General features: G+C 71.7%; 13 protein-coding genes and 1 pseudogene. 8 read left to right on the forward strand and 6 right to left on the reverse strand.

What is annotated here, in order from left to right; translation table 11 throughout:
• Nucleotides 1-31: 31 nt before the first annotated feature.
• Together ACSNOB_RS13460 and ACSNOB_RS13465 are read right to left on the reverse strand one after the other, a co-directional pair.
• A complete protein-coding gene (locus ACSNOB_RS13460) occupies nucleotides 32-1,111 on the reverse strand; it encodes an inositol-3-phosphate synthase (RefSeq protein ID WP_091100579.1) in 1,080 nt (359 codons plus the stop codon).
• 23 nt (nucleotides 1,112-1,134) lie between these two features.
• Complete coding sequence (locus ACSNOB_RS13465) at nucleotides 1,135-1,773, reverse strand: PadR family transcriptional regulator (RefSeq protein ID WP_393108346.1); 639 nt, start codon at nucleotides 1,771-1,773, stop codon at nucleotides 1,135-1,137.
• A 174-nt stretch (nucleotides 1,774-1,947) separates the two neighbouring features.
• Between ACSNOB_RS13465 and ACSNOB_RS13470 the strand changes: the two genes are divergently transcribed.
• The 3 genes and pseudogenes from ACSNOB_RS13470 to ACSNOB_RS13480 all read left to right on the forward strand — a co-directional run bounded on the left by ACSNOB_RS13470 (nucleotide 1,948) and on the right by ACSNOB_RS13480 (nucleotide 7,024).
• Nucleotides 1,948-2,415 carry a DUF5318 domain-containing protein gene (locus tag ACSNOB_RS13470; RefSeq protein ID WP_436686947.1) on the forward strand — a complete coding sequence of 156 codons (468 nt, stop codon included), beginning with the start codon at nucleotides 1,948-1,950 and terminating at the stop codon, nucleotides 2,413-2,415.
• 823 nt (nucleotides 2,416-3,238) lie between these two features.
• A pseudogene (locus tag ACSNOB_RS13475) lies at nucleotides 3,239-5,107 on the forward strand (transglycosylase domain-containing protein); the annotation flags it as partial.
• A 411-nt stretch (nucleotides 5,108-5,518) separates the two neighbouring features.
• Nucleotides 5,519-7,024 carry a glycosyltransferase family 87 protein gene (locus tag ACSNOB_RS13480; protein WP_436686954.1) on the forward strand — a complete coding sequence of 502 codons (1,506 nt, stop codon included), beginning with the start codon at nucleotides 5,519-5,521 and terminating at the stop codon, nucleotides 7,022-7,024.
• 104 nt (nucleotides 7,025-7,128) lie between these two features.
• On the opposite strand, the gene ACSNOB_RS13485 is transcribed toward ACSNOB_RS13480, so the two are convergent.
• Both ACSNOB_RS13485 and ACSNOB_RS13490 read right to left on the reverse strand, forming a co-directional pair.
• Nucleotides 7,129-9,501 carry a hypothetical protein gene (locus tag ACSNOB_RS13485; protein ID WP_436686948.1) on the reverse strand — a complete coding sequence of 791 codons (2,373 nt, stop codon included), beginning with the start codon at nucleotides 9,499-9,501 and terminating at the stop codon, nucleotides 7,129-7,131.
• Nucleotides 9,498-10,289: a deoxyribonuclease IV gene (locus ACSNOB_RS13490; protein ID WP_436686949.1), complete on the reverse strand. Its 792-nt coding sequence runs from the start codon at nucleotides 10,287-10,289 to the stop codon at nucleotides 9,498-9,500. Before ACSNOB_RS13490 ends, ACSNOB_RS13485 begins: the two co-directional genes overlap by 4 nt.
• A 638-nt stretch (nucleotides 10,290-10,927) precedes the next feature.
• On the opposite strand from ACSNOB_RS13490, the gene rpsF reads away from it, so the two are divergent.
• From rpsF to rplI, 4 genes are all read left to right on the forward strand, one after another.
• The gene (rpsF, locus tag ACSNOB_RS13495; protein ID WP_121397433.1) at nucleotides 10,928-11,218 is read left to right on the forward strand and encodes a 30S ribosomal protein S6; all 291 of its coding nucleotides are present in this window, start codon (nucleotides 10,928-10,930) and stop codon (nucleotides 11,216-11,218) included.
• A gap of 80 nt (nucleotides 11,219-11,298) precedes the next feature.
• Nucleotides 11,299-11,835, forward strand: a complete 537-nt coding sequence (locus tag ACSNOB_RS13500; RefSeq protein WP_172896610.1) for a single-stranded DNA-binding protein — start codon at nucleotides 11,299-11,301, stop codon at nucleotides 11,833-11,835.
• Nucleotides 11,836-11,876: 41 nt separating this feature from the next.
• On the forward strand, nucleotides 11,877-12,116 hold the full coding sequence (rpsR, locus tag ACSNOB_RS13505) for a 30S ribosomal protein S18 (protein ID WP_007073789.1): 240 nt from the start codon (nucleotides 11,877-11,879) through the stop codon (nucleotides 12,114-12,116).
• A 14-nt stretch (nucleotides 12,117-12,130) separates the two neighbouring features.
• Complete coding sequence (gene rplI / locus ACSNOB_RS13510) at nucleotides 12,131-12,577, forward strand: 50S ribosomal protein L9 (protein WP_091100601.1); 447 nt, start codon at nucleotides 12,131-12,133, stop codon at nucleotides 12,575-12,577.
• 156 nt (nucleotides 12,578-12,733) lie between these two features.
• Here the strand turns inward: rplI and ACSNOB_RS13515 are convergent, their stop codons facing one another.
• Nucleotides 12,734-14,251: a hypothetical protein gene (locus ACSNOB_RS13515; protein WP_436686950.1), complete on the reverse strand. Its 1,518-nt coding sequence runs from the start codon at nucleotides 14,249-14,251 to the stop codon at nucleotides 12,734-12,736.
• 411 nt (nucleotides 14,252-14,662) lie between these two features.
• On the opposite strand from ACSNOB_RS13515, the gene dnaB reads away from it, so the two are divergent.
• Nucleotides 14,663-16,054 (forward strand): replicative DNA helicase, encoded by a 1,392-nt coding sequence (gene dnaB, locus ACSNOB_RS13520; RefSeq protein ID WP_436686955.1) that lies wholly within the window; start codon nucleotides 14,663-14,665, stop codon nucleotides 16,052-16,054.
• A gap of 15 nt (nucleotides 16,055-16,069) precedes the next feature.
• On the opposite strand, the gene ACSNOB_RS13525 is transcribed toward dnaB, so the two are convergent.
• A partial coding sequence (locus tag ACSNOB_RS13525; RefSeq protein WP_436686951.1) for a maleylpyruvate isomerase N-terminal domain-containing protein occupies nucleotides 16,070-16,874 on the reverse strand: 805 nt, incomplete at its 5' end.

A 16,874-nucleotide genomic window follows, 5' to 3' on the forward strand; every position in this document is an offset into this window, starting at 1 on the left:
CCGGCCCTCGGTGGTGCTGGTGGTCAGCGCGTCAGCGCTCGACCTCGCCGGCGATGAACGCCTCGACGGCGGCGTGCGCGTCGTGGTCGGCGTACTGCACCGGCGGGGACTTCATGAAGTAGGACGAGGCCGACAGGATCGGGCCGCCGATCTTCCGGTCCAGCGCGATCTTCGCGGCGCGGACGGCGTCGATGATGACGCCGGCCGAGTTCGGCGAGTCCCACACCTCGAGCTTGAGCTCGGCGTTCAGCGGGGTGTCACCGAACGAACGGCCCTCCAGGCGGATGTACGCCCACTTGCGGTCGTCCAGCCACGGCACGTGGTCCGACGGGCCGATGTGCACGTCGCTCTTGCTCATCTCGTGCGGGATCTGGGACGTCACCGACTGGGTCTTCGAGATCTTCTTCGAGACCAGCCGGTTGCGCTCCAGCATGTTCATGAAGTCCATGTTGCCGCCGAAGTTGAGCTGGTACGTGCGCAGCAGCTCGACACCGCGGTCCTCGAAGAGCTTCGCCAGCGCGCGGTGCACGATCGTGGCGCCGACCTGGCTCTTGATGTCGTCACCGACGATCGGCAGGCCCGCGTCCTCGAACTTCTTCGCCCACTCCGGGTCGGAGGCGATGAAGACCGGCAGGGCGTTCACGAACGCGCAGCCGGCGTCGATCGCGGCCTGGGCGTAGAACTTGTCGGCCTGCTCGGAGCCGACCGGCAGGTAGGAGACGACGACGTCGACCTGCGCGTCGCGCAGCGCCTGCGCCACGTCGACCGGCGTGGCGTCGGACTCCTCGACGATCTCGCGGTAGTACTGGCCCAGACCGTCGAAGGTCGGGCCGCGCTGCACGGTGACGCCGGTCGGCGGCACGTCGCAGAGCTTGATGGTGTTGTTCTCGCTGGCGACGATCGCCTCGGCGAGGTCCATGCCCACCTTCTTGGCGTCCACGTCGAACGCCGCGACGAACTGCACGTCCGAGACGTGGTAGTCGCCGAAGGTGACGTGCATGAGACCCGGGACGCGGTCGTTCGGGTCGGCGTTCCGGTAGTACTCCACGCCCTGCACGAGGGACGAGGCGCAGTTACCCACACCGACGATGGCGACGCGGACGGAGCCCATAGCGTCTGCCTCCTTCTTCTTCATCACGGCCGCTCTTTCCTGGACTCTCCAGGCGGAGGCGGGCTGTTGTCTTCTCGTCGGCCGCCGGCCGTCCCGGTAGCCGGGACCGTCGGGGCACGGCCGGAGCGCTCGTTGGCGATGAGCTCCTCCAGCCAGCGGACCTCGCGCTCACAGGCCTCCAGGCCGTGGCGCTGCAGTTCCAGCGTGTACGCGTCGAGGCGCTCGGCCGCCCGGCCGAGCACGTCGCGAAGCCCTTCGCGACGTTCCTCGATCTTTCGCCGGCGACCCTCGAGGATGCGGAGTCGGGTCGCCTGGTCGGTGCGGGCGAAGAACGCGAAGTGCACCCCGAAGCCCGTGTCGTCGTACGTCTCGGGCCCGGTCTGTGCGATGAGCTGGGCGAAGCGTTCCTTGCCCTCCGCGGTGATTTTGTAGACCACCCGACCTCGTCGGCTGGTCAGCGCGGGAACCTCCTCGGCGGTGGCGGGTGTCTCGGCGGCCTCGGTGATCCATCCCGCCGCCTGCAGCCGGCGCAGGGTCGGGTAGAGCGAGCCGTAGCTGATCGCCGCCCTGATCGCGCCGAGCTTGGCGGTCAACTCCTTGCGCAGCTCGTAGCCGTGCATCGGAGACTCCTGCAGGAGGCCGAGGATGGCGAGCTCGAGCACGGGCCATCCTCTCTGTACCCTCTACGCGGAGCGGAAACCGCCGCGATGTATCGGACCGATACATCGCACGCTAGCGGATCACCGTGATCAGGGCAAACCCCCGTTCCGGGGTCCCGTCGTCACGCATCGTCACCGTGGTCGCCCCGTCCGGCGAGACCGCGTACCCTTCTCCGCATGCGTACGCAGCGCCAGGTGGTCGACTACTCGCTCCGGAAGCGAGCGGTGCTGCGTGAGCTCCTCGCCGGCCGGGTCGGCACGTACGACGTCTGCGACGCGTCGCCGTACCTGAAGAACGCGGCTCGCTTCCACGGGGAGCCCACCGACGAGCGGTGCCCGATCTGCCGCAGCGAGAACCTGACGCGCGTCCACTACATTTACGGCGACGAACTCAAGCAGTCGGCCGGCCAGGCCCGGACGCTGGCCGAGTTGCCCGTGCTGGCGATGACGCTGCGTGAGTTCCAGGTCTTCGTCGTGGAGGTGTGCCTCGGCTGTGACTGGAACCATCTCGTCGAGCAGTACCTGCTCGGCCGGGACGGGCTGGCCGGGGACCCGGAGGGCGGGCCGGAGCAGGACGCGGTGGGCGGCGCGGCCGCCCCGGGCACCCGCGCGGCCGGTCGACGGAGGCGAGAGGCACAACGGTGATCCTGGCTCGATCGGCCGGCCCCGGCCGGAACGCGCACGCCCGGGGTGACCGACCGCTCGTTGGTCTGATTGGCCCGATTGATTCACACATGACACCGGTCGGTCGGCACGCGCGTGCCGCTACTGTCGGGTGTCCCATCTCACGGCAACCGGTGGCGGCGCAGCCGCGCCCCACCGCGACGGCAGGGTGTGAGGAATGAACTCGTACGGCGATCCCAGTTCCCCGCGCGGGCGGGCCCAGATTCCGGGCCAGCACGGCGACTCCGGCGGTGACGCCCGCGGGGGCGGCTGGTCGGCTGCACAGGAGGGTACGGCACCGCCCGGCCGCGCCTCGGTCGCGCCCCGGGCCGCCGGTGGACGTGCCTCCGTCGGCGGCTCGGCGTCCGTGCCGCCGCGTGGCGGTTCGGCCGCCGGCTCGGCTTCGGTCGGTTCCGCCTCGGTGGGTTCGGCCTCCGTCGGCCGCGCCGGCCCCGGCCGGGCCTCCGTCCCGGTCTCCCCGGCGCCGGGTGCGGGCCGGGCGGGCGCGGGTCGCGCGTCGGTACCGGTCTCCCCGGCGGCCGGCGGACCGGCCGGGCGCGCCACGGTCGGCGCGGCGGCGGTCGGCGCCGCCTCGGCCGGGCGGGCCAGCGTCGGGTCGGCGTCCGTCGGCGGCGTCGCCGGCCGGGCGTCGGCGCGGGCGAGCGTCTCCCCGGTCTCGGGTGGCCCCGGCGGGCCCGGCGGGCCGACCGGTCCCGGCCGTGGCGGCCGCGGCGCGGGCGACCCGGCCCGGGCGAAGAAGCGCAAGCGGGTGAACATGCTGATCGCCGCCTTCGCGGTCTTCATCATGCTCGCCGGCCTCGGCGTGGTCGGCTTCACCTACTACTCGACGAACGTCGTGCTCCCCGAGGACACCACACCGCCGCAGGCGACCACCCTCTACGCCTTCGACAACAAGACGGTCATCGCCAAGCTCGGCACGCAGAACCGGACCCTGGTCACCATCGACCAGATCCCGCAGCACGTGCAGGACGCGGTGGCGGCGGCCGAGGACCGGAACTTCTACAACCACTCCGGCGTCGACTACAAGGGCATCGCCCGCGCCGCGTGGAACAACCTCACCGGGGGCGACAAGCAGGGCGCCTCGACGATCACCCAGCAGTACGCGCGCAACGCCTACGACAACCTGAAGGACGACACGTACGCCCGGAAGGTGAAGGAGGCGATCCTCGCCTCCAAGCTGAACGACCAGAAGAGCAAGCCCGAGATCATGCAGCACTACCTGAACATCATCTACTTCGGGCGGGGCGCGCACGGCATCGAGGCGGCGGCGCAGACGTACTTCGGCAAGTCGGCGAGCAAGCTGACCGTCGCCGAGGGCGCGGTCCTCGCCGCGCTGATCAAGCAGCCGGAGGCCGGCGACGGACACAAGGGCTACGACCCGGCGGTCAACCTCGCCGACGCCAAGTCCCGCTGGGAGTACGTGATCAACGGCATGGTCGCCGAGGGCTGGCTGAACGCCCCGGGCAAGCCGGCGGCGCCCACCCCGGCCGACTATCCGACCAGGACGCTGAGGAGCCCGAAGAACACCGGCGCCGGCATCGACTACGGCATCGACACGCCGTACGGCAACGTGATCAACTATGTCAAGCAGGAGATGCGGGACCAGGGCCTCTGCGTCGACGACGAGTCCAAGGTCACCGAGGAGAAGAAGCTCTGCTCCCAGGCGCTGATGTCCGGCGGCTACCGCATCCAGACCACCATCGACACCAAGATCCAGCAGGCGGCGGTCGAGACGGCCCAGCGCAAGGCCAAGGGCTCCGAGCTCAACGGCCAGCGGAAGAACCTGATGGCAGCCGTGGTGGCGATCCAACCGGAGACCGGCCGGGTGGTCGCCTACTACGGCGGCGACAACGGCACCGGCACGGACTATGCCGGCAAGAACACCGACTCCAACGGGAACGTCACGGGTGGGCACCCGCCGGGCTCCAGCTTCAAGATCTACACCTTGGCGGCGGCACTCCGGGCGGAGAAGGCACTGGAGTCGCGCTGGAAGGGCCGGGCGTTCACCCCGGAGGGCACCCAGTTCAAGGTCAGTAACGCCGGCGACGACAACCCCGACTGCGGTGACTCCTGCACCCTGAAGGAATCCACGCTCAAGTCGCTGAACGTGCCCTTCTACCACGTGACCCAGGAGATCGGGCCGGACCAGGTCATCAAGACGGCCGCGGACGCCGGCGTCACCACCATGTGGCGGACGGACACCAGCCCGCAGAAGGCGTACGACCTCACCAAGACCGACCCGAAGAAGATCGCGCCGAACCCGTTCTTCCACGTGGTCGGCTACGGCCAGTACCCGATCACCGTCCTCGACCACGCCAACGGCGTCGCCACCTTCGCCAATCGGGGCGTCTACAACAAGGCGCACTTCCTCTTCTCGGTGCAGAAGCGCGATCCGGACACCGGGAAGTGGAAGAGGGTCGGCGGGGAGAAGCTCACCCCGAAGCAACGCATCGATAAGGACGTCGTCGCCGATGTCACCTCGGTGCTGGAGCAGTACCCGGCGCGGGTCAACCACCGGCTGGAGGACGGCCGCAAGGCCGCCTCCAAGACCGGCACGTGGGAGCTCAAACCGAACAACCCGAACAACGGCGATGCCTGGATGATCGGCTACACGCCCCAGCTGGCGACCGCGGTCTGGGTCGGCAACGTGAAGAACCGGGAACCGCTGCTGCTCAAGGACGGCCGGACCAAGGTCAGCGGCTCCAACCTTCCGGGTGACATCTGGGAGCGGTTCATGGAGGAGGCGCACAAGACCAGCAAGGAGTACCGGGAGCACAAGGACTTCCCGCCCGCGGCGAACATCGGCGACCCGAACTCCGGCAACGGCGAGGCCCCGCCCGCGCCGCCGTCCCCCGGGGGCCAGCCGAACTGCGGGCCGCTGGAGCTGTTTTGCCCACCGGGCGGCAACAACGGCGGCAACAACGGCGGGAACAACGGCGGCACGGGTACCCCGACCGAGCCCGGCGACGGTCCACGGCCGGGTGGGAACGGCGGCGTTTCGCGTACCGACGTGTCGTCTTCGGAGGGGGACGCGGAGGCCGGTCGTACGGCAGGATGCACCTTCATGAGCACGCAGCCGACGCGAGGCATCGACGACGCCGGTGCCGCCGACCACCCGTCCCGGTCCGACGGCTTCGTCCGGGGCGTCTCCGGCGTCATCGGCGGCCCGCTGGGCGACCACGCCGTCGCGCTCGACCGGCCCGCCGGGCGGGAGAGCCGGTTCTGGACGGCGGCCCGGATCGTGCTGGCCCTGGTCTGCCTGACCCTGGCCCTGCACTGGGTGCAGAAGTCGCCCTGCCAGGACGGCGCCTGGCAGAACAACGTGCAGTACACCCGGTTCTGCTACACGGACGTGCTGGCGCTCTACTACGCGGAGCGGCTCAACGAGGGCGCGGTCCCCTACCGGGACCACCCCGTCGAGTACCCGGTGCTCACCGGCTACTTCATGGGCGCGCTCGGCCTGCCGGTGCACGCCCTCGGCCAGAACGACCCGGGGCTCAACCAGGGCATGTGGTTCTACAACCTGAACGCCCTGGTGCTCGGCGCGCTGGCGGTCGCCACGGTCGCGGTGATCCTCGCCCTACGCCGCCGACGACCCTGGGACGCCGCCCTCTTCGCGCTCGCCCCCGCGCTGATGCTCACCGCCACGGTCAACTGGGACCTGCTCGCCATCGGCCTCGCCGCGTTCGGCCTGTTCGCCTGGGCCCGCAGCCGGCCGCTGGCGGCCGGCGTCCTGCTCGGCCTCGCCGGGGCGGCCAAGATGTGGCCGCTGTTCGTCCTCGGCCCGATCCTGGTGCTGGCGCTGCGCGCCGGGCGGCTGCGCGCGGCCCTCACCGCCTTCGGCGCCGCCCTCGTGTCCCTGGTCGCCGTGAACCTGCCGGTCGCCGTCCCCTACCGGGAGAACTGGGACCGCTTCTTCGAGCTGAACTCGACCCGGCCGATCGACTGGGGCACCCTCTGGTACATCGGGCGCTACCTGGACGGGAAGGTCGGCAGCGCCAACCCCGCCGACCTCGGGCCCTTCGAGTGGCTGAACGTCAACATCCCGACGCTGAACACCCTGTCGTACGCCCTCTTCGGGCTGGCCTGCCTCGGGGTGGCCGCGCTGGGCCTGCTGGCGCCGCGCCGCCCCCGGCTGGCCCAGCTCGCGTTCCTGGTGGTCGCCGCGTTCCTGATCTTCAGCAAGGTGTGGTCGCAGCAGTTCGTGCTCTGGCTGCTGCCGCTGGTGGTGCTCGCCCGCCCGAAGTGGGGCGCCTTCCTGGCCTGGCAGATCGCGGAGGTCTGCTACTTCGCGGCCTTCTACGGGGAACTGCTCGGCGCGTCGACCAGCAAGCCGGTCTTCCCGGAGGGGGTCTTCGTGCTGGCGTCGACGCTGCGCCTGGCCACCGTCGTGGTGCTCTGCGTGCTGGTCGTGCGGGAGATCCTGCGGCCGGAACTCGACCCGGTGCGGGCCACGTACGCCGACGACCCGGACGGCGGCCCGCTCGACGGCGCGCCGGACGCGCCCTGGCTCGACCGGTGGCGACGCAGGACCCCGGTGCCCGTCGAGCCGAACCCCGCCACCGCGTAGACGCGCAGCTCGTGAGGCGGCCTGGTGCCGTCAGGTGAGGGGGGCCCAGCCGACGTCCGGCTTGTTTCCTGCGCCGACTGGGCTCCCCCTCATACCGAGCCGGGTCAGAGCCGGTAGACCACCACCTGGCCCATCTCCTCGCGGGTGATGCCGAGGCCGTCGACCGGCGCGTCGACCGTGACCTCCCACGGCGTGCCGGCGATCTGGTCGCGCATCAGCAGCACGTTGCGGACGCCGAGGACCCGCAGGTAGTCGACGCTGGTCTGGTCGGGGAAGGAGAGCGAAACCCGGCGTACCTCGTCGAGCTGGCGCGGCGTGAAACCGCTCCCCCCGTTGACGATGTCCTGGAACCTGGTCGTGGACCAGAGCATGACCGGCTGGTCGAGGTTCTGGCTGCTCGGCAGCACCAGCAGCGGGCCGGCCACGGTCCGCATCGCCGCCGGCTGCGTCGGCACGACCGGGTGCGGCGTGGTGTTCAGGCCCTCGGCGATCACCAGCACCAGCGGCAGCAGGGTGGCCAGCCGCAACCACGGGCTCGGCCAGGAGGGGATCCGCTCGGCCGAGATCTCCCGCACCCGGGCCGCGAACGCGCTGACCGCGCCTGCCGCGAGCAGCCCGAGCAGGAGCGTCGTCCAGAGCATCAGCCGGCCCGGGGTGCGCAGGCCGTTCCATCCGGGCAGGTGCTCGAAGAGCGGCACGTAGGTGAAGGTGCCGTCGAAGAACCGGGTGCCCATGGCGAGCACCATGGTCACCACCACCCCGGCGAGCAGCAGCAGCCGGTGGCGCAGCTTCCAGACGGAGAAGAAGAGCCCGCCGGCGGCGAGGGCGTAGAGCACGAACCCGGGCAGCAGGGTCATCTCCGGGTGCCACGGCAGCGCCGCCCGCGCCCCCTCGTGCAACTCGCCCCAGACGCGCGACTCGCCGGGCGCGGTGAAGAAGCCGCTCGCCGGCGGGGAGAAGATGGCGATGTCGCCGATCGTCCGCTCCGCCTGCGGGTGCAGCTCCGCCACCTTGAAGTAGGGGATGGCCAGCAGCGCGCCGACGCCGGCGAAGATCAGCCCGCCGACCAGGTCCGCCATCAGCAGCCGGCGACCGAACGGGCGCTTCACCGGCCGGATCACCCAGCGCCGCAGGAACCAGGTGACGGCCGCCACCAGCACGGTCCCGCCGAGGAAGTACGCGAACGGCAGCCCGATGCCGAAACCGAGGCTGAGCTGCCAGGCCGCGACCAGCCAGCCGGCGTAGACCCAGCCGTCGTGCCGGCGCTCCGGCTGGTAGCCGTGCCGCAGCGAGTACCCGTGCCCGCGGGCCAGCATGGCCAGCGCCAGCGGGATGCCGCCGTTGGAGATCACGTGCAGGTGCCCGGCCTGGGCGAGCAGCCAGGGAGCGTAGGCGTAGCTCGCCCCGGCGACCGCGCCGCCGATCCGGCCCGCGCCGAGCTGGCGGGCCAGCGCGTACGCCCCGAGCGTGGCGAGCGCGTGCGCCAGCACGAACATGATGTTGTAGCGCAGGATGGCGGCCTCGGGGCCCGTACCGATCATGCCCGCCGGGGCGTACCCGAGCAGGGTGTCGGAGAAGGCGAAGCTCCAGCTCTCCGGGAAGAAGGCGTTCGACTGCCACAGCTGCGCCGGGTTGGTCAGCAGGATGTGCCCGGACCAGGCCATCTGCCACGCCTGCAGGCTGGGGTCCCAGTAGTCCTGGGGGAGGGTGTGCAGCGGGTAGCGCAGGGTGGGCCAGGTCAACAGCACGGCCAGCGCCAGCGAGCCGAGCGTCGCGAGCGTCCACTCGTGGATCAGCAGGCGACCGACCGCCCGGGCGGCGCGTCGCGGCCGGCTCGGCACGGTCTCCGGCGCGGGCGCGAAGGCCGCCCAGCGGTCCGGCTTCCCCGACTCCCCGCCGTCGCCGTCCTTGCCCTTGCCAGCCTTGTCCTTGCCGTCGGCTTCCTTGTCCGTGCCGGCCTTGTCCTTGCCGTCGGCTTCCTTGCCCTCGTTGTTCTTACCGTGGGCCTGCTTGCCGTCGCCGCCCTTGCCGTCGCCGCCCTTGCCGGCGCTGTCCTTGCTGGCGCCGGCCTCGTCTGCCGCTGCCTTGTCCGGCCCGGTTCCGGCCCTGGCCCCGTCCGACCGGGCCCGCCCGCCCTGGTCGGTCTGGTCCGTGGCCTGGCCGACCTTGGTCATGCCGATGCTGCCGGCCGCGTCGGATGCGCCTCCGGAGGGTGTGGCCGTGCTGCCGGCCGCGTCGGACGGGTGCCGGGAGGGCGTGGCCGGGCCGGTCGGGTGCCCGGAGGCGTTGGTGGGTGCGTCGGCCGTGGGCCGGGTGTCGCCCGTACCGCTCGCCGCGCCGGCCCGGTCGGCGGTCCTCGTGGTCGCGGAGTCGCCCGGGGTGGGCGGGCCTGCGGTCGCGCCGGCCGGCATGTCGTCGCCGGTCGACGCCGACCCGCCGGGGCGGGGGCCGCCTGCGGCGGACTGGTCGGTGGTCATGCCGCGGGGCTCTCCGCGCCGAGGCGGTCACGCAGGAAGGCGATGTCGGCGCTCTGGCCCTCGACGCCGCCCGGGGTCTCGACGATCACCGGCGCGCCGGCCGCGCGGATCACCGCCACCAGCAGCTCGGGGTCGATGGTCCCGCCGTCGAGGTTGTCGTGGCGGTCCTGGCCGGAGTTGAACGCGCCCTTGGAGTTGTTGGCGTGCACCAGGTCGATTCGCCCGGTGATCGCCTTGACCCGGTCGACCAGCCCGAGCAGTTCCTCGCCGCCGGCGTGCGCGTGGCAGGTGTCCAGGCAGAAGCCCACCTCGTAGTCGCCCACGGCGTCCCACAGCCGGGCGAGCGCGTCGAGCCGCCGGGCGCACGCGTTGTCGCCGCCGGCGGTGTTCTCGATCAGGACCGGCAGCTCGAAGCCACCGGAGTCCGCCGCGTAGGCGAAGGTCTTGCGCCAGTTGTCGAACCCGACGGCGACGTCGTCCCCGGCGTTGACGTGCCCGCCGTGGACGATCAGCCCCTTCGCGCCGATCGCGGCGGCCGCCTGCGCATGCCCGATCAGCAGCTTGCGGCTGGGGATCCGGATCCGGTTGTTGAGGGTCGCGACGTTGATGACGTACGGCGCGTGGACGTAGAGGTCGACGTCCGCGGCCCGCAGCTTGTCCGCGTCCTCCCGGGGCTTCGGGGCTTTCCACCCCTGCGGGTCGGAGAGGAAGAACTGCACGGCCCCGGCCTCTCGGGCCGTCGCCTCCGCCAGCGGGTCGGTCGAATCGACGTGGGCTCCGATACGCATGCCCGGGAGCCTACGTCGCCGCGCCGACAGCCGGGGTGACGGCGGTGGGGAGTGCGATCCGTCGGCGCGTCACCTCCCGGCGCCGGTGGTCGTTGATGTGAGTGGGATCCACGGTTGGTGCTCCCGGGCGAGGCGGCCGCCGGCCGGCCCGCCGGGGAGTGACCGTCCAGCCCGGGAAGCGGGGGCACCCCGTCGCGCGGCCCGGCGCGACGGGGGCCGACCCCGCGAGAGGTACGCCCGCTCGCGGAGAATTTCGGAGAAATCCGCCATTCACCCCAACAAGGGTCAAGGGCCGTTGTAACGTCAGGTAACAACACGATAAAGCTCCGCGGGGCGTTCCCGGTCCAACCTCATCGGTGTGGTCGTTCCTCCCCAGGTCCCACCCAAGGAATGCGGACGGGACGCCCCGCGGCCTCGTGCACGGGGGCTCGCATCGACACCGACGTCGACGCGAGCCCCCGTCGCACGCTGTCCGGGGCGGGTCGCCCGACCACCCCGGGCATGATCGTCCGGACCGGGTATCCTGGTCCGGTTGTCCGCGTCCGGCCGGGTCCCCCCGGGACCGGCGTGGGCCACGACGCACGACCTCCTGCCACGGAAGGACCGTGGCCGCTTAGCCCACAGGAGGTGAGCACGTCTTGCGTCATTACGAAGTCATGGTGATCCTCGACCCCAGCCTCGAGGAGCGCACCGTCGCCCCGTCGCTCGACACGTACCTGAACGTGATCCGGACCGCGGGTGGCTCGGTGGAGAAGACCGACGTGTGGGGCCGCCGGCGCCTCGCGTACGAGATCAACAAGAAGGCCGAAGGCATCTACGCCGTCATCGACCTGCAGGCGACGCCCGCAGCGGTGGCCGAGCTGGACCGTCAGCTGCGGCTCAACGAGTCCGTGCTGCGCACCAAGGTCATCCGGCCGGAGATGCGCTAAAGCATTCAACCCGGTTCACCCGGATCAGCCTCATCGGCTCTGTCGGAGGGCTCTGAGAGCCTGTACGGCAGAACTGATGAGTGCGCGAGGAGATGGTCATGGCAGGAGACACCACCATCACGGTCATCGGCAACCTGACCGATGACCCCGAGTTGCGGTTCACCCCCTCCGGTGCGGCGGTCGCCAAGTTCCGGGTCGCTTCGACGCCCCGGTTCATGGACAAGGCCTCCGGCGAATGGAAGGACGGCGAGCCGCTCTTCCTGGCGTGCACCGTGTGGCGGCAGGCGGCGGAGCACGTCGCCGAGTCGCTCCAGCGGGGCGCCCGCGTGATCGTCTCGGGCCGGCTGCGTCAGCGGTCGTACGAGACGCGCGAGGGCGAGAAGCGCACCGTCATCGAGCTCGAGGTCGACGAGATCGGCCCGTCGCTGCGCTACGCCACGGCGAAGGTGCAGAAGATGTCCCGCTCCGGCGGCGGTGGCGGCGGCTTCGGCGGCGGTGGTGGAGGTGGCCAGGGCGGCGGCGGAGGCAACTTCGACGACCCCTGGGCCTCGGCTGCACCGGCACCCTCGCGCGGTGGTTCGGGTGGCGGCAACTTCGACGAGGAGCCCCCGTTCTAATGGCGCCGAGCGCCCGCGATCGCAAACCAGGAGCACGAGCAATGGCCAAGGCCGCTGCACTTCGCAAGCCGAAGAAGAAGGTGAACCCGCTCGACAAGGACGGGATCACCTACATCGATTACAAGGACACCGCGCTGCTGCGCAAGTTCATCTCCGACCGCGGCAAGATCCGCGCTCGGCGGGTGACCGGCGTGACCTCGCAGCAGCAGCGGCAGATCGCCCGTGCGGTCAAGAACGCCCGTGAGATGGCGCTCCTGCCGTACACCGCCACGGCCCGCTGAGAGGAGGCACCGATATGAAGATCATCCTGACTCAGGAGGTGTCCGGCCTCGGTGCCCCGGGCGACATCGTCGAGGTCAAGAACGGCTACGGCCGGAACTACCTGCTGCCGCAGGGCTTCGCGATCGCCTGGACCAAGGGTGCGGAGAAGCAGGTCACGGTCATCAAGCGGGCCCGCTCGGCCCGGGAGATCCGCGACCTCGGCCACGCCAACGAGGTGAAGGACCAGCTTGAGGGCCTCAAGGTCAGCCTGAAGGCCCGTGCCGGTGACGGTGGTCGGCTCTTCGGCTCGGTCACCCCGGCCGAGATCGTCGACGCCGTCAAGGCCGCCGGCGGCCCGGTCCTCGACCGTCGTCGGCTGGAGCTGCCCGGTCACATCAAGTCGACCGGCTCCTACCCGGTGCGGATCAAGCTGCACCCCGAGGTGACCGCCAAGTTCGACCTCAACGTCGTCCAGGGCTGACACCTCACCCCAGCACCACGACAGGGCCCGCACCGACCGGTGCGGGCCCTGTTCGCTGCCGGCGCCTCGCGCTCGTCGTACGGTCGGGGTGACACGAGACGCCGTGGGCAGGGCGAGACTGTTCGCCGGGCGACGGCCGGGGACCCCGCCGCCGCGTCAGCCGATCGGCTGCCCGGTGACCGCGCTGATCATGACCGTCGAGAGGCCGCCGCCGACCACCGCCGCGGCGAGCGCCACCGTGGCCGAACGCCAGGTGGTCCCGACCCGCCGCAGCAGCAGCGCCACGACCAGGCTGCTGGCCAGCGCCACCCCGAAACGCGGCAGGCCCGACGCGAGCGACCCCAGCGCCCGGGACCGCGGCGAGTCGCAGCCCCCGCCGCTGATGTCGGTGACGCAACCCGCCGGCGCCTGCCCGTCCAGGGTCAACAGCCAGAAGAAGATCAGCACCGCCGGCACCAGGTAGCACGCGGCGGTGTAGAGCAGCGGCCGCCACGGCCCGCCCGGATCCGGGTCGAGCAGGTCGTCCTCGATGCGCCGGGTCCACGCCGCTCCGGCGACCTCGCTCCGGCGGCGTACGGGTGCCGGAGTCGCACCCCGCGACGGGACGGCCGCCCGCCGTGCTGGCGCGGTGCGCGGTCGGGGGGCCGTGTAGGAGACCACCGGCGAACGGGGGGCCGACGCCGGCGGGTCCATCCACCGCGGGTCGTCGCCCGCCAGCCGGGTGCCCGACCAGAAGCCCTCGCCCCGGTCGTCCTGCCCGGGCCAGGGCCAGCCCTCCGCGCTGCCACCGCCGGAGCGCGGCGGTCCCGTCCGGTCCCATCCGTCGCCGTCGGAGTGTCTCTCCCACTGGCCCGTGCTGTCCGGCTGGTGCCACCGGCCGGTGGCGTCGGTCCGGTCCCACCGGCCGGCATCGTCGGAGTGGTCCCACGGGCCGACCTCACCGGCCGGTCGCCAGGCGTGCACACCGGACGCGTCCCACGGGTCCACCGCCGGATGGTGGGAGGACTCCACGGCTCGGCGCGCCTCCCGGTCCCAGGGGTCGACCGCCGGCCCGTCCTCCGCCGCCCGCCGGCTCCGGCGGGCGGGCCGTTCGACCTCCCACGTCGGCGTCGGCGCGGCCACGTCGGCCGGCTCATCCAGCCCCGACCAGACGACCTGCGGACGGCTGGACGGCAAGCGCCTCGGCCGGGTCTGCGCCGCCGCTCCGGACACCGGGTCGTCCTCGGCCCGGCGGCGCCCCGAATAGCCCTGGTCCTGTGGCCGGTCGAACGTCCACTCCCCGGTGTGCTCCGACCGGGGGGTGGCGTCCACCGCCGGCATCTCGTGCCAACTGGTCTCGCTGACCCGGCGCCAACTGCTCGCGGTCTCCGTGGTCCGCCAGCCGCCACCGGACCGGGGGCGCTCGACGCCGTCCTCCTCGTCGTCGGGCGCGGCGTGCCGGCCGCCCCCGTCCGGGCTGCGTACGCCCGACTCCAGCGCCCAGCGCGGCAGGTAGGGGTCGACGGGCTCCTGTTGGCCGCGCTCGGCGGCGCGCCGGCGGCTCGGAGTGCGGAACCGACCGGTGTCGTGGTCGTGGGGGTCGACGCGTGACGGGTCGGCGAAACCGTCCCAGGGAGCGACCGGCTCTCGCCCGCGCGGACCATCCTCTCCGCGTGCCCAGTCCCGGTAACTCACGGCCGGAGCGTGACCCTTCTCAACCGATGGCGCAATCCGCTGTCCAGGTGTAGCCGTTCGCTGGAGATAGTACGGGACGTTCGACTGGACAGTTCGACCGAAAACTTGCCGTCCACAGGGTGGGGATTGTGTTTCCGCAGCCCACGAGCTTGTGCGGAAGAATTCCCCAGCCGTTGTCCACAGGCTGTGCACACCCTGCGCACATACTCGTCCACCGGCGTCCACAGGTTGTCCCGAGGCTCGTCCACCGCCGTGCTTGAGGGGCTGACCTCGGGTTCCGTAAGGTGGGCCCCCGACCGGCCGTGCGATGACCCCCGATCGACCGGCAGGTCGAGGTTGTCGTACCCCGGCGGTAGAGCAGACCTTGGATCCGACGCAGTGGAGGGGGGACCCGTGTCGGTCACCGACGACATGCGGGCGGACTCGCGCTCCGGCAGCGGTCAGGCCTCCCCGCCGCCCCAGCGTGACGGACAGTTCGACAAGACCCCGCCCCAGGACGTCGCCGCCGAGCAGTGCGTCCTCGGCGGCATGCTGCTCTCCAAGGACGCCATCGCCGACGTCGTCGAGATCCTGAAGACCAACGACTTCTACCGGCCGGTGCACGCCACCATCTTCGACACCATCCTGGAGATCTACGGCCGGGGCGAGCCGGCCGACTCGATCACCGTGGCGGCGGCGCTGGCCGACTCCGGCGACCTCGTCCGGATCGGCGGCGCCCCCTACCTGCACACGTTGATCGCCAGCGTGCCGACCGCCGCGAACGCCGCCTACTACGCCCGCATCGTCAGCGAGCGGGCGGTCCTGCGGCGCCTGGTCGAGGCCGGCACCAAGATCGTGCAACTGGGCTACGGCACTGGTCAGGGCGGCAGCCGCGACGTCGACGACATCGTCGACCTCGCCCAGCAGGCGGTCTACGACGTCACGGAGCGCCGCGTCAGCGAGGACTTCGCCGTGCTCGCCGACATGCTCCAGCCGACGCTCGACGAGATCGAGGCTGTGGGCGCCCAGGGCGGCATGATGACCGGCGTCCCCACCGGCTTCACCGACCTGGACCGGCTCCTCAACGGCCTGCACGCCGGGCAGCTCATCATCGTGGCCGGAAGGCCCGGTCTGGGCAAGTCAACCGCCAGCATGGACTTCGCCCGGAATGCTGCGATCCGCGCCAACCAGGCGTCGGCGATCTTCTCGCTGGAAATGAGCAAGGTCGAGATCGTCATGCGACTGCTCTCGGCCGAGGCCCGGGTGCCGCTGCACGTCCTGCGCAGCGGTCAGCTCTCCGACGACGACTGGACCAAGCTCGCCCGTTGCATGGGCGAGATCAGCGAGGCGCCGCTCTTCGTCGACGACACGCCGAGCATGAACCTGATGGAGATCCGGGCCAAGGCGCGCCGGCTCAAGCAGCGGCACGACCTCAAGTTGATCGTGGTCGACTATCTCCAGCTGATGACGTCGCCGAAGCGCACCGAGAGCCGGCAGCAGGAGGTCGCGGACCTGTCCCGTGGCCTGAAGCTGCTGGCCAAGGAGGTCGAGTGCCCGGTGATCGCGGTGAGTCAGCTGAACCGCGGCCCGGAGCAGCGCACCGACAAGCGGCCGCAGCTGTCCGACCTGCGCGAGTCTGGTTCGATCGAGCAGGACGCCGACGTGGTCATCCTGCTGCACCGCGACGACTACTACGACAAGGAGTCGCCGCGGGCCGGGGAGGCGGACTTCATCGTCGCCAAACACAGAAATGGTCCGACCGACACGGTGACGGTCGCGGCCCAGCTCCACCTGTCGCGCTTCGTCGACATGGCCATCGTCTGAGCGAGGACGCGCGGGTCAGCCCAGCAGGGGGAACCAGCCGGCGACCTCGCCGAGTTCGAGCTGGTCGCGGTCGGTCAGCGGCACCCGGCCGGTCGCCTTGAGCAGGTATTCCGCGTCACTCCATGCCGCCGGGCGGACGGCTTCGTCGCGGAGCAGGCCGTCCATCGTGGCCACGGCGACCCGCGTGGCGAGCGTCCCGGGCAGGGGCGCGTCGGGCAGGTCGAGGACCATGTCCAGGTGGTGCACGACGGCCTCGGTGGTCAGCGTGGCGAGCAGGTCCGGCACCCGCAGCACGTGCCCCTGGGTGGTGACGCAGCCGTCGGGATCGGCCGCGCCGGCGGCGCGTACGGCGGCGGGGGCGGTGTCGGTCCAGAGCCGGACGACCCCGCTCGGCCGGTCGAAGGCGGCGGCGGAGCGGCGAGCCCACCACGCGTGCCGGGCACCGTCCCCGTCTCCGCCGGGCGGGAACCCGCGCCAGTAGCTCACGTCGTCCACGTCGGGCGGACCGTCGGCGGGGCTGGCCAGCGCGACCAGGGCCCGCTGGGCGTCGCAGACCACGTGGAACAGCAGGTCCGCGACGAGCCAACCCCGGCAGCGGGTGGGCCGTTGCAGGTCGGCGTCGTCGAGGTCGGCCACGACCCGGATGATCCCGTCGTACGCCTGCGCCAGCGCGATGTGCTGCCCGTGGTGCGACATGGTTGGCAGCGTCGCACGCCCGTCGCCGGCCAGCACGGCGAGCGGCGGCACGGCGAGCGGCGGCACGGCGAGCGGGCGTGACCACGGGTGACCGGGCCGGTCGAGGCACCGGCCCGGTCGACGG

The organism is Micromonospora sp. URMC 106, assembly GCF_051386395.1.
In the GTDB taxonomy this organism is placed as follows: domain Bacteria; phylum Actinomycetota; class Actinomycetes; order Mycobacteriales; family Micromonosporaceae; genus Micromonospora.